Source organism: Leclercia pneumoniae (assembly GCF_017348915.1).
Classification (GTDB): Bacteria; Pseudomonadota; Gammaproteobacteria; order Enterobacterales; family Enterobacteriaceae; genus Enterobacter; species Enterobacter pneumoniae.
Window position 1 is genome coordinate 2300535 of sequence record NZ_CP071383.1, and the last position, 13182, is coordinate 2313716.

At 57.0% G+C, this 13182-nt stretch carries 13 protein-coding genes; 9 read left to right on the forward strand and 4 right to left on the reverse strand.

Annotated features, from left to right (window positions below):
• The first annotated feature begins 151 nt into the window (after positions 1–151).
• On the forward strand, positions 152–1153 hold the full coding sequence (gene gap / locus JZ655_RS11130; protein WP_046885324.1) for a type I glyceraldehyde-3-phosphate dehydrogenase: 1002 nt from the start codon (positions 152–154) through the stop codon (positions 1151–1153).
• Between the two features lie 103 nt (positions 1154–1256).
• Positions 1257–2183 carry an alpha/beta hydrolase gene (locus JZ655_RS11135; protein ID WP_207291797.1) on the forward strand — a complete coding sequence of 309 codons (927 nt, stop codon included), beginning with the start codon at positions 1257–1259 and terminating at the stop codon, positions 2181–2183.
• 168 nt (positions 2184–2351) lie between these two features.
• Here JZ655_RS11135 and aldA read toward each other — a convergent pair whose 3' ends face one another.
• Positions 2352–3791, reverse strand: a complete 1440-nt coding sequence (aldA, locus tag JZ655_RS11140; protein WP_040075488.1) for an aldehyde dehydrogenase — start codon at positions 3789–3791, stop codon at positions 2352–2354.
• A gap of 198 nt (positions 3792–3989) precedes the next feature.
• Positions 3990–4793: a YdcF family protein gene (locus JZ655_RS11145; protein WP_207291798.1), complete on the reverse strand. Its 804-nt coding sequence runs from the start codon at positions 4791–4793 to the stop codon at positions 3990–3992.
• 217 nt (positions 4794–5010) lie between these two features.
• Between JZ655_RS11145 and JZ655_RS11150 the strand changes: the two genes are divergently transcribed.
• Entirely contained in the window at positions 5011–5283 is a 273-nt protein-coding gene (locus JZ655_RS11150; RefSeq protein WP_040075486.1) for a CsbD family protein, read from the forward strand.
• Between the two features lie 39 nt (positions 5284–5322).
• Here JZ655_RS11150 and JZ655_RS11155 read toward each other — a convergent pair whose 3' ends face one another.
• Together JZ655_RS11155 and JZ655_RS11160 are read right to left on the reverse strand one after the other, a co-directional pair.
• Entirely contained in the window at positions 5323–6144 is an 822-nt protein-coding gene (locus JZ655_RS11155; protein WP_207291799.1) for a hypothetical protein, read from the reverse strand.
• Position 6145: 1 nt separating this feature from the next.
• Positions 6146–6343, reverse strand: coding sequence for a hypothetical protein (locus JZ655_RS11160; protein WP_046885321.1), 198 nt, complete (start codon positions 6341–6343; stop codon positions 6146–6148).
• Positions 6344–6593: 250 nt separating this feature from the next.
• Here JZ655_RS11160 and JZ655_RS11165 point away from each other — a divergent pair, with 250 nt between their 5' ends.
• From JZ655_RS11165 to JZ655_RS11190, 6 genes are all read left to right on the forward strand, one after another.
• The gene (locus JZ655_RS11165) at positions 6594–8246 is read left to right on the forward strand and encodes an MFS transporter (protein WP_040075483.1); all 1653 of its coding nucleotides are present in this window, start codon (positions 6594–6596) and stop codon (positions 8244–8246) included.
• A gap of 43 nt (positions 8247–8289) precedes the next feature.
• Positions 8290–9369: an HlyD family secretion protein gene (locus JZ655_RS11170; protein WP_207291800.1), complete on the forward strand. Its 1080-nt coding sequence runs from the start codon at positions 8290–8292 to the stop codon at positions 9367–9369.
• Positions 9366–10748, forward strand: coding sequence for an efflux transporter outer membrane subunit (locus JZ655_RS11175; RefSeq protein WP_207291801.1), 1383 nt, complete (start codon positions 9366–9368; stop codon positions 10746–10748). The genes JZ655_RS11170 and JZ655_RS11175 overlap by 4 nt, the downstream gene beginning before the upstream one ends.
• An 11-nt stretch (positions 10749–10759) precedes the next feature.
• Complete coding sequence (locus tag JZ655_RS11180) at positions 10760–11419, forward strand: O-methyltransferase (protein ID WP_207291802.1); 660 nt, start codon at positions 10760–10762, stop codon at positions 11417–11419.
• Positions 11420–11434: 15 nt separating this feature from the next.
• The gene (locus JZ655_RS11185; protein WP_207291803.1) at positions 11435–12031 is read left to right on the forward strand and encodes a DUF1349 domain-containing protein; all 597 of its coding nucleotides are present in this window, start codon (positions 11435–11437) and stop codon (positions 12029–12031) included.
• A 140-nt stretch (positions 12032–12171) separates the two neighbouring features.
• Positions 12172–13020, forward strand: a complete 849-nt coding sequence (locus JZ655_RS11190) for a DMT family transporter (protein ID WP_207291804.1) — start codon at positions 12172–12174, stop codon at positions 13018–13020.
• The last annotated feature ends 162 nt before the right edge of the window (positions 13021–13182 follow it).

Below are 13182 nucleotides of genomic sequence, written 5' to 3' on the forward strand. Positions count from 1 at the left end.
ATAACCACCTTTACTTAAAAATTCATTAAGTTTTCTCTATGGATTTTCAAAAACTTCCCGTCACATGAAGCATATTCAGTTGCCCTGGCAAGATTCATAGTCTAATCCTGGAGAGGTTCAACGTATCGTTACGTTCATTCAGGAGCACACCATGAGTAAAATTGGTATTAACGGATTTGGACGCATTGGACGCCTGGTACTTCGCCGCCTGCTGGAGACGAAAGACAGTAACACCGTAGTCGCAATTAACGATTTAACCTCCCCCAAAGTTCTGGCCTACCTGTTAAAGCACGATTCAAACTATGGCCCCTTCCCCTGGAGTGTGGATTTCACCGAAGATTCGCTGATTGTCGATGGAAAATCGATCTCGGTGTATGCCGAAAAAGAGGCGAGCCATATTCCGTGGAAAGCGGCCGGGGTCGATCTGGTGGTGGAGTGCACCGGTTTTTACACCTCTCAGGAAAAATCACAGGCACATATTGAGGCGGGCGCGAAAAAAGTGCTGATCTCTGCGCCGGCCGGGGAGATGAAAACCATCGTCTTTAACGTCAATGACGATACCATCGACGCCAGCGACACCATTATCTCCGTCGCCTCCTGCACCACCAACTGCCTGGCGCCGCTGGCCAAAGTGCTGCATGACGCATTCGGCATAAAGGTGGGCACCATGACCACCATCCACGCGTATACCGGCACCCAGGCGCTGGTGGATGGCCCGCGCGGTAAGGATCTGCGCGCTTCCCGGGCGGCGGCAGAGAATATTATTCCCCATACCACTGGCGCGGCGAAGGCCATTGGGCTGGTGATCCCGGCGCTAAGCGGCAAACTGAAGGGTCACGCCCAGCGCGTACCGGTGAAGACCGGCTCCGTGACTGAACTGGTCTCGATTCTGGAGAAAAAAGTGACCGTGGAGGAGATCCACCAGGCGCTGAAAAAAGCCACCGAGGGCAATGAGTCCTTCGGCTATACCGACGAAGAGATTGTCTCTTCCGACGTGATCGGCTCGCATTTTGGTTCGGTATTTGATGCCACCCAGACCGAAGTGACCGACGCCGGTGATGTGCAACTGGTAAAAACCGTTGCCTGGTATGACAACGAATATGGCTTTGTCACCCAGCTGGTGCGCACGCTGGATAAATTTGCCGCACTGTAATCGCATCGCGGGCAGCCCTGCTGTCCGCGCCTTGTGAATAGGTGCAAGTTTTCCCTTTCGTGACTCTGTTATAACAACCACTTACTTCAGAAGGAGCGTTGTTATGGAATCACTCAGCCGCGAAACACTCGAACGCCAGATGGCGCAGGCCGTCAGCCAGGCCACGACCTTCCACATCTGGCCCGAAGGCGAAGCGCCGGGTGCCGCCGCCAGCGATGCGGTCTTTACCCCCGAACCGAAACATACTGGCACCTCTGACTACGATCGTTCCGTGACCGGGGTGCGCGCTCCGCAGATCACCGTCTATGCCCCTGCCCGGCCGAACGGCGTGGGGATCCTGGTTGCACCGGGTGGCTCTTATCGCCGCGTGGTGCTCGATAAAGAGGGCAGCGCCCTTGCCTCATTCTTTAATCAGCGCGGTTATACCCTGTTTGTGATGACCTACCGGATGCCCGGCGACGGCCACGAGGAGGGTGCCAATGCGCCGCTGGCCGACGTGCAACGCGCCATGCGCATCCTTCGCGCCAGAGCGGCCGAGTGGAAGCTCGACGTAAGCCGCATCGGCGTACTCGGCTTCTCGGCGGGGGGGCACGTCGCCGCGAGCCTCGGTACGCGGCATGATGAACCGGTCTACACACCGCGGGATGCCATCGACGAGCATGACGCCCGCCCGGCCTTTATGGCGCTGGTCTACCCGGTGATCACGATGCACGCAGATATCGACCATCCCGGTTCGCGCCATGAGCTGATTGGAGATACGCCAACCGCGGAACAGATTAGCCATTACTCGCTGGAAGATCGCGCCAGTGCCGACGCCCCGCCCACGTTTTTGCTGCATGCCGTAGACGATCCGGCGGTAAAAGTGGAGAACAGTCTGGTGATGTTTAACGCCCTGCGTCGGCTGGGCGTACCGGTGGAGATGCATCTGTTTGAGCGCGGCAAGCATGGATTCGGCATACGCGATGCGCAGGGATTGCCGGCGGCCATCTGGCCGGAATTGATGATGAACTGGATTGCGACAAAGGTATAAGTAAAACGACAACCTGGCGGTTGTCATGCCCGTCAGTTAAGCAATTCGGTGTTTCTACGTCACTCAAGTGGAAAGATTCCGTTCACTCAGGCATCTCTTCTGTGGTGAACGAAACCCTTCCACCGTGCTTAACTGCCAGGCATAACAAAGTTCGGGTTGCCGTTGCTATCAGGACTGCAAATAGACCACCTGCGTCTGCAGATACTCATGCAGACCATGTTTGCCATCCGCCCCGCCGATCCCCGATTTCCGCCAGCCAGCGTGGAAGCCCTGCATCGCCTCGAAGTTTTCGCGGTTGATGTAGGTTTCGCCGAACTTCAGCCCTTTGATGGCTTTCATCGCCACGTTGAGATCCTGGGTGTAGATAGACGAGGTCAGACCGTAGTCGCTGTCGTTCGCCATGGCCAGCGCATCGTCCAGGGTGTCGAACACCACCACCGGCAGCACCGGACCGAAGGTCTCTTCGTGCATGATGGTCATCTCCTGGCGCACATCCAGCAGCAGCGTCGGCGGGTAGTAATAGCCCTTGCCCTCTACCGCTTTACCGCCGAGCACCACTTTCGCCCCCTCCTGCACCGCGCGCGCCACTTTCTGCTCGACGCGCTCCAGCGCCGCGGCATTGATCAGCGGCCCCATAGCAATATCGTTGCGCTCGGCCGGATTGCCGAACTGCACGGCTTTCATCGCCTCGCCCAGGCGATTGACAAAGCGGTCGTAAATCCCTTTCTGAACATACACGCGCTCGGCGCAGTTACAGACCTGCCCGGTGTTGATCACCCGTGAATCGACGATAGCCTTCACCGCCAGCTCCAGGTCAGCATCATCCATCACGATGGCCGGGGCTTTACCGCCCAGCTCCAGGCAAACTTTGGTGATGTTTTTCGCCGCTGCGGTCATGATCTTCTCGCCCGCCCCTACGCTGCCGGTCATGCTGACCATCGCCACTTTCGGGTTGCCCGCCAGCTCCTGACCCACGGTTTCACCGCGGCCCAGCACCAGGTTAAAGACCCCTTTCGGCAGGCCGATCTCATCCACAATTTTAGCGAAGGCGATGGCGTTATTCGGCGTGAACTCGCTCGGCTTGATGACAATGGTATTACCGGTCAGCAGCGCCGGCGCCAGTTTGCGGGCAATCAGGAAGAACGGGAAGTTCCACGGCAGAATGCCGGTGGTGACACCGAGAGCACGTTTGAACAGCAAAATGTTCTCACCCGGGCGATCGCTTTGCAGGATCTCCCCTTCGTAGCGACGCGCCCACTCGGCCATATAGTCGATATAGTCAGCGGTAAAGTTCACTTCAACGTCGGCCAGCTGCTGGATCTTGCCGCCCTCGGCGACAATCAGGGCGCTAATTTCGCTGGCGCGCTCACGAATGCCCGCTGAAATTTTACGTAACCAGCCAGCGCGTTCGATAGCAGGCAGCGCTTCCCAGCCAGCCTGAGCGCGTTCAGCCGCGTCGATCGCCTTGCGGGCATCTTCAGCGCTACCATCGGGAATACGGGAAATGACCTCTTCGGTAGCCGGGTTGATCACATCAATCCAGGCATCACCCTGCCAGGCTACAAACTGTCCATCGATATACATAGGATGTTGTACGGGTACTGTCATGACCTGCTCCTGTAATTACACTGTTTTTAACAAGTAAAATTATTGTTAAAAACTACAGATACAGACCCGCATTCCTACTGTATCGCGCTGTTTTTGTGAGACATCTCAAAAAAGAATCGCGTCAGCAACCTATTGTCATTACATCACGGTAACAAAGAATGCCCGTTTGCGAAAAAGCCATCGCAAACGGGCAGAAAATTACAACAGTGAGCGACTGGTCAGGGCGTCGGTGAGAACGGCGTCGTTACGCAGGATCTGCCAGGCCGCCTCCACATCCCGGGGAATATCAACGTGCGCGATAAAATCGTGTCCTGCCGGGCCATAGCCATTGATATCATCGCGCAGGCGCGGCAGCTCGCCCAGTACCAGCGATAGATAGCGCTCTACCGGCCACAGCCCTTCGCCACTGCCGCTGAATATCAGGCCATCTTCACTATTCTGCAGTTGCGGTACGAGGCCCGGATGGCTGATCCACTGGGGCGCAGCCGGTTCATCCCGACAGACGCGAGCGAAGGTCGCCATGGTGCGGCGCTGCATGGTGGGGTCCTGCACTACAATCACCCGGCTCGCCGGCAGCGGATGATGCTGCATCAGCGCCCAGCTAAAGCGCGCATTCTCACCGCAGTTGGTGGACTGATCTTCTATCACCACCCGTTCAGCCGGAATATGCCAGAACTGCTGAGCGATCTCCGCCAGGATGGCGGCCTCGGCCTTACCGGTGGTCCGCACCCTGTTATAAAGCGGGTGCTGCGCAATGGCGGCGTATAAAAAGGTAGTGGAGTGGCCAATACCGCCGCTTATCAACAGCGGAACGTTGAGATCGGCTGCCAGACGGCAGGCCGCATCGATTGAGGGGATCACCGCATTCCCTGCCAGCACCACCAGATCGGCCTGTGGAGGCGCCGCCGAGTGCGTTAAGTGCTCTTCCGCAAGCCACACGCCAAGGGTATTTACCGCTGCCAGCGTTTTATCCGGCAAACACGGGAAGATTGTTAGCGTCATCGTTACCTCCTTCCATCTCTTTAGCTCAGGGTAACGTGCAGGTCGGCCATGAATAGAGGATCTCTCTGAAAGCCGAAACGAGGGTTACCTTATAAGGATAGTGGAACGGGCATAGCCTCGGCTTATTTACCTGCGTTGCTCCAGGTATGATTCTCATTCTTCGATGCTGATCTAAATTCGGGTCTATGCTTAATCCTGAACATCAAAGGAGAATGCTATGTCAGACCAAAATATCGATAATGACGCAAAGTATGCGGGCGAAAAAGCCAAAAACAAACTGGATGAAGCAGCCGGCGCTGCGCAGCAGCAATTTGGTAAAGTTTTCGACTCCCCTGAGCATGAGTTCAAAGGCGCGGGTCGTAAATACGCTGCGAAAGCCAGCGATGTCCTGACTGACGTGACGGATACCGTGAAAAATAATCCACTGAGTGGCTTAATTGCCGCGGGTGCAGTGGGTGTCGTACTGGGCCTGCTGTTGGGCCGTAAGTAAGACTAAGGGCCTTCGGGCCCTTTTTTATTTATTCGTTAGTCATCTCTCCGCCATATCAGGCTTTTCTTCCTCCGCTGGACCTTCTGACTCTTCATTATTGACGTCGGCACGCTGCGCCAGCTCCAGCGAACTCGCGCTGGCTGGGTCAAAAAGCGCCAGACTCTCAACCTGATCGAGCATAATCACCCTTCTGAAGGCCATCGCGCTTTCGGGTTCTGAATCCAGGGTAATGTCATGATCGGCATACCAGCGACTGTAGTTATGCTCAATACACAGACTCATCGTTTTGCCATCGCGGTAGCCGCTTAACATCGGGATCAGAACGATATTGGCTGTTTTTTCATATTCCAGACTCGCGGTATGCACCATCCCGACATAAATCCGGCGCGACTTGAGGGTCACCAGCGCCAGCTCCCCCGCCTCCATACATTGATAAAGCAGTTGCTCAATCCCGCTGGATTGCGCCAGCCGTTTATAGAGCATTTTCCTGCCTTCACCGTCGAGCCGGGCGCTACCGGCCCAGTTTGAGCGGTAGAGACAAAAGAGGATGGCAAAAGCCAGCATCACCACCACCGGCGCCTGGATACCGAGAAAACTCCAGTTCATAAAGTCCACTTGCCAGTCGGCATAGCGTTCAGATGTGAAGTGGAATTTGTTGGCGAGGAAGGAGAGCATCAGCAGCAGTAACCAGAGCAGCCCTGTCGCCAGAACCCCTTGCAACACGAAGATACAGCCGTAAAGGGCGACAAGGAAATAGACATCCCAACCGAAAGAGCGCTTGATCTTAAATCGGGTGGAGAGGTCGCGGCTGGTGTACCAGTATCCACAGACCATCAACACCATAAATATCGCCGTTCCCACGTTACGCCCTCTTCAGCGCGGTCACATGGCGCAGAAAATCCTCGCGCACCGCTTTGCTTTTGAAATTAACCGATGCGTTACCATCTTGATCGATAATAATACGATCGCCGTCTTCGACGGCTTCGATGATCTCTTGTTGGCTCATGACCTGCAGTAAAGATTCCGGACTGGAAAAGAGGGAGCTGAATATGCGTCTCATATTATGGCTATCCTTATAGTGAAAACGATAAGCGTGGTAGAGGCTTGCCGCCGCTGCATTAAGGATATGCTGAAAATGAGGGGAAAAGCGTGCCTGGAAGAGAAATAGCGGCAGACCGGCCCGCTAATCATGTAAATTGCAGCACATTTGATTAACTGACTCGTATCATCTTCACTTGAATTTGTAATTGCGTCAGACATAGAATCATTAGCCCTCTAACTATTCAACAAAACTATAGGTAACAACCCTTATGCGCCTGCCTCAACGCGACCCCTATGCTCCTCGCGAGTGGCAGCCCCATGAAAAACCGATGCTGCTGGGGTCGCCCTCAACCCCCGTGCACAGCACCCCCAAACGCGTGGCTTACGGCATTGTCGGGCTGCTGGTCTGCCTAACCGGGGCGCTGGGCAATGCGATGGTTTCGGCAAACCTGCAAAACCTGCAGGGCACCTTTGCCGCCTGGTCAACGGAGATCGCCTGGCTACCTGCGGTTTACGTCATGACGAACGTCTCGATTAACTTGCTGCTGGTGAAGTTTCGCCAGCAGTTTGGCTTGCGCGCATTCACCGAAGGTTTTTTGGTGCTCTATGTGCTGGTGACGTTCTTTCACCTGTTTGTGAATGATCTTAGCTCTGCGCTGATGGTGCGCGCCGCTCACGGCATGGTAGCGGCGGCGCTGAGTTCGCTTGGCATCTATTATCAGATTCAGGCCTGGCCCGCCAAGCACCGCTTAAAAGCCCTGACCATCGGCATCACCGGTTCGTCACTGGCCATCCCTATCGCCCGCCTCTTCTCTACCGAGCTGTTGCAGCTAGAAGAGTGGCGCGGCCTGTATCTGTTTGAACTGGGGCTGGCGCTGATTTCGCTGGGCTGCGTTATCGCCCTGAAGCTGCCCCCCGGCGATCGGCGAAAAGTGTTTGAGAAGAAAGATTTCATCACCTTTATTTTGTTGGCGCCGGGTATGGCGCTGCTGTGTGCGGTGCTGTCGCTGGGCAGGCTTGAGTGGTGGTTTGAAACCCCCTGGATCGGCTGGTCTCTGGCGCTGTCGCTGGTGCTGATCGTGACGGCGATTGTCTTTGAGCACAACCGCAGTAATCCGCTGCTGAACACGCGCTGGCTCTCCAGCGGCAGCATTGTGCGCCTGGGGCTGATTATGCTGCTGATCCGCATCGTGCTGGCGGAACAGAACACCGGTGTGATCGGCTGGCTGCAATATGTGGGACTGCAAAACGAACAGATGACCCACCTGGCCTGGTCGATCTTCGCCGGTATCGCCTGCGGCATCACCGTCAGTTGCCTGACCATCAAACCCACAAAGCTCGCCTGGCCGATTGTTACCTCGCTGGTGTTGATGATTGTGGCCTCGCTGCTCGATAGCCAGTCCACCAGCCTGACCCGCCCGGATCAGCTCATGCTGAGCCAGTTCCTGCTCGGCTTCGGTAGCGCCTTCTTCCTTGCCCCTGCGATGCTGGCCGGCATTGGCGGCGTCATTGCCGATCCACGTAACCTGGTGAGCTTTTCGGTGCTGTTTGGGATGAGCCAGAACATTGGCGGCTTGCTGGGCTCGGCGATCCTCGGGACCTTCCAGACCTGGCGCGAGAAGTACCACTCCAGCATGCTGGCGGATCAACTCACGACCCTGAATCCACTGGTGAATGAACGGTTGCAGCTCTACAGCCAGATGTATCGCAGCCTGATTGGCGACAGCGCATTGCTGAGCACCCAGGCCGCCACCCAGCTACAAACTGTCAGCACGCTGCAGGCAAATATTCTGGCTTATAACGATACTTATCTTCTGACGGCGGGAATTGCGACCGTCACCCTGCTCTGGATTTTATGGCGATTGCTGCGGCTGCGTATTACGGCCAGGCTGGCGCTGAAAAGGGCAACAGGCAGTAAATAATGGATGTTAAAACAATGATCAATGCGTTATTTCAGGAGTGGTTATGAGTCAGCAGGATGCCGCCAAAGAGCAGGCCAATACCCGTAACAATTTGCGCGTGGTATCCGTGTTCGCCGCCGCCGCCATCGTCATCGTTGGTGTGCTGGTGATTCTCTACGCGTGGCAATTGCCCCCTTTCACTCGCCATACGCAGTTTACTGATAACGCCTACGTGCGCGGGCAGACCACCTTTATCAGCCCGCAGGTCAACGGCTATATCACCGAGGTGCATGTACAAGATTTTGACCGGGTGAAAAAAGGTCAGCTCTTGCTGCAGATTGATGACCGCATCTATCGCCAGCGCGTACATCAGGCCGAGGCGCAGCTGGCGATGAAAATCGCGGCGCTGAAAAATAACCAGCAACAGCGTAAAAGTGCCGAATCGGTGATCCTGCGTAACGACGCGGCGCTGAAAAACGCCCGGGCGCAGAGTCTGAAAACTCAGGCCGACCTGAAGCGGGTGAAGGATCTTACTGCCGACGGCTCGCTCTCGATTCGTGAGCGCGATGCTGCCCTGGCGAGCGCGGCACAGGGCAGCGCCGATATCGACCAGGCCAAAGCGACGCTGGAGATGTCACGTCAGGATTTGCAGACGGTCATTGTGAATCGCGGCTCGCTGGAGGCCGATGTCGAAAACGCTAAAGCGGCGCTGGAACTGGCGCAAATCGATTTACAAAACACCCGTATTGTCGCCCCGCGCGATGGTCAGCTCGGGCAGATTGCGGTGCGGCTGGGCGCCTACGCAACGGCCGGCACCCACCTCACTACCCTTGTCCCGCCGCAACACTGGGTCATTGCCAATATTAAAGAGACGCAGCTGGCCAACCTGCGGGTAGGTCAGTCGGTGAAGTTCACGGTGGATGCCCTGAACGGCAAGGCCTATGAGGGCCGCGTCGAGAGCATCTCCCCGGCGACAGGGGTCGAGTTCAGCGCCATCACGCCGGATAACGCTACCGGCAACTTTGTGAAGATTGCTCAGCGGATCCCGGTGCGCATCGAGGTGCTGGGTAAACCGGAGGCGTCTGCCCTGCTGCGCCCGGGAATGTCGGTCCAGGTGACGATCAATACGGAGGAGGAGAAATGACTCTTCGTCCAATGGCGGCGCTGACGATCGCCGTGGCCCTTGTAGCCTGCCAGTCGGTGGACGTCACGCCGGCCAAACCCTCACTGCAGATCCCGGCCCAGTGGCGCGCCACGACTGGCCCCGCCAGCCCGGCAGAGCAGCTCTGGTGGCGCAATTTTCATGATAATCATCTCAACCAGTATGTGGATCAGGCGCTGCGCAATAATAGTGATGTGCTGATCGCCAGAGAGCGGATCAATGAGTATCAGGCGCAGGTGTATGCCTCCGAAGGAAGCCTGTTCCCGTCGCTGGATGCTGGCGTCAGCGGCACGCGGGCGAGGTCGCAATCTGCCGCGACCGGCCAGCCTGTTTACGGCGCGCTCTATAAAGGCAGCCTGACGGCCAGCTATGACGTGGATATCTGGGGCGTGAACCGTAACAACGCCCGGGCTGCCGAAGCGTCGCTGGCGGCGCAGAAAGCAGCGGCTGCGGCCGCCGATTTGACGGTCGCCTCGTCGGTCGCGTCGGGGTATGTCACCCTGCTGGCGCTGGATGAACAGCTGCGGGTGACGCAATCTACGCTGAAATCCCGTGAAGAGGCGTACAACCTGGCGAAGCGGCAGTTTGAGACGGGCTACAGCTCGCGGCTTGAGCTGATGCAGTCGGACTCCGAGTTGCGCTCAACGCGGGCGCAGATCCCGCAGTTGCAACACCAGATAGTGCAGCAGGAAAACGCACTGAGTCTGCTGCTGGGGGGAAATCCGGGAGAGGTGCCCCGCAGCGCAGAGTTCGACACGTTGACGCCCCTGCGCCTGCCGTCGCAGCTTCCTTCAACCCTGTTAAATCGCCGCCCGGACATTGTGCAGGCCGAGCGCCAGCTTATTGCGTCTGACGCAACGCTGGCCGCGTCGCGCGCCAGCCTGTTGCCATCCATCAACCTGACCGCCACCGGTTCAGTACAGGATCGTACCCTGCCGGGCCTGCTGGATAATCCCCTGCAGCTGTGGAGCATCGGCGGCAGCATTCTGGCGCCGCTGTTGAACCGCCAGGCGTTGAATGCACAGGTGGACATCTCCCAGTCTCAGCGTAACCAGGCGCTCTATCGCTATGAGAAAGTGGTCCGTAACGCCTTTGCCGAGGTAAATGACAGCCTGGACGCCATTACCCGCTATCGCGAGCAGCTGCAAGAGCTGCTGGCACAGCAAGAGGTGGCGCAGGAGACGCTGCGCATTGCCCGGAACCGCTATCGCAATGGGTATTCCTCCTATCTCGACGAGCTGGATGCCCAGCGCACGCTGTTCTCGGTGCAGACCAGCGTGGTACAAGCCAAAAATAACCTGCTGCTGGCGCAGATCGATTTGTATAAAGCGTTGGGCGGCGGATGGTCTGATAAAAACTAAGGGGTCAGTCTATGCAGCAGCAGTGGTCGGCAGTAGATAATTATATGATTTCTGAGCTTATCCCTCAGGATGAGGTGCTGGAGAAAGTGCTTGAAAACAACCAGCGCGCGGGCTTACCCGAACACGATGTGGCCGCCAACCAGGGGCAACTGCTGGCCCTGTTTGTGCGCATGACGCAGGCCCGGCGCATACTGGAAATTGGCACGCTGGGGGCGTACAGCAGCATCTGGATGGCGCGCGCCCTGCCCGCTGACGGCAAGCTGACAACGCTGGAGGCCGACCCGACCCATGCCCGGATTGCCCGGCAAAACATTCACCTGGCCGGTCTGGACGACCGCATTGAGCTCATTGAAGGCCCGGCGTTACGGTCCCTGGAAAATTTCGGCGACGTTGCGCCCTTCGACATGATCTTTATCGATGCCGATAAACCTAACAACCCCGGCTATCTGGAGTGGGCGTTGCACTATTCGCGCCCTGGCACGCTGATCGTCGGAGATAACGTGGTGCGCGACGGCGAAGTGATTAACCGCCAAAGCGACGACGCGCGCGTACAAGGGGTGAGGCGCTTTATTGAGATGATGGGCGATCACCCTCGCCTGAGCGCCACCGCGCTGCAAACCGTAGGGGTTAAAGGCTGGGATGGGTTTACGCTGGCGCTCGTGAACGGTTAATGAGGAGAGACCCTTATGCAGAGCATTGAATCCCTGAGCGCGCCGGGCGGAGTCTGGATTAACCCGCCAGTTGAACACCACCTCGACGGTGAGACATTACGCCTGACCAGCGACGCCAATACCGACTTCTGGCAAGGGACCTGGTATGGCTTTCACCGACACAGCGGGCATGCGTTCGGCTTTTATTTGTCGGAGGATTTCACGGTTCAGGTCAAAATCGAGGGTGAATTTTCCCGGCTGTACGATCAGGCTGGGCTGTTCATCTATGAAAGTGAAACCTGTTGGGTGAAAGCGGGCATTGAGTTTAATGACGCCCAACCGGCCATCGGCAGCGTCGTAACCCGCGGCACCTCTGACTGGTCGACGGGCCTCTTTCCAGGCGATCCAACGACATTCTGGATGCGCGCCACCGTACAGAATGAGGCCCTGCGCATTCAGTACTCTACCGATGGTCAAACCTGGCCGCTGCTGAGACTCTGTCCCTGGCCACGCGGTAGAAAACAGTTCGTCGGGGTAATGGTCTGCACCCCGGAAAGAGCGGGTCTGGAGGTGATGTTCAGCGATTTCAGGCTGGGCCCCCCTAACGGGAAAGCGCTTCACGATTTGACGTAGCAGCCCGCGAAGCGGATCGCGTTCAGGCAATGAGCCTGGGCACCTGTCTGGACGAGGTGACGAAGTCCGGCGCGGAACGGTATCGACTCGCTGGCTGAGCATTTTTGCGCAGACCAAAAACCTGTCCCGAGCGAAGAATAATGAAAAAGATTGTGCTGGTTCTCTTTGTATTGGCCGCCTTTGCGGCCAACTCTGTGCTCTGTCGTATCGCCTTAAAACAGGGCTACGCCGACCCCGAAACCTTTAGCCTGCTGAGATTAATCGGGGGGGCAGCCGCGTTGTCTCTCTGGCATGGTGTTCTGGGAAGAGTCAAAGAGATCCGCTGGAACATCACCGATGCACTACTGCTGTGCGCCTACGTATTATTTTTCTCCATCGCCTATGTCCGGCTCAATACGGCCACCGGCGCGTTGCTGCTATTTGGCGCGGTGCAGGTCTGCATGATCGGCTGGAGCCTGTTAAAAGGGGAAAAACTAAGCCGTTTCAAATCTGTCGGGATCGTGACTGCCATCGGCGGGCTTATTATGCTGCTGCTTCCTGGCGCCACCGCCCCTCCCCTTATTCCCGCCTTAACGATGGTCGTTTCAGGCATGGCCTGGGGGGCATACTCTGTGCGCGGGAAAAATATCACCTCTGCGGCCGGGAGTACGGCGGGCAATTTTATCCTCAGCGTGCCCATCGTTTTGATTCTTAGCCTGTTTCGACAGCAACCCGCTCATATCGAGAGCCAAGGTGTTTTCCTTGCGCTGCTCTCAGGGGCCCTGGCGTCGGGTATCGCCTATGTACTCTGGTATCAGCTGGTGACCCGCCTCTCTTCTGTCACCTCCAGCACCCTGCAGTTAAGCGTCCCATGCCTTGCGGCACTCGGCGGCGTGCTGTTTCTGGGGGAAGTGCCGGACGGGCGCCTCTTACTCTGCACCCTGATCGTGCTGGCAGGCATCGCCATGGTGATCGCGTCCGATCAAAAAACGCGTAGCAGTGTCGATTAACAAAAAAGGAGCCGCTATGTCAGCCGGGGATTTATCAAGGATGGGCAGCGCTGTTTAACGACCAACCCCCCTCTTCCTGACTGGCTGAATAGCGTCGTTGAGATGCTCTGATAATGCAGCGCACAAGAAAGCGAAAAAGGGCGAAATGCCCTTTTTCGCTTC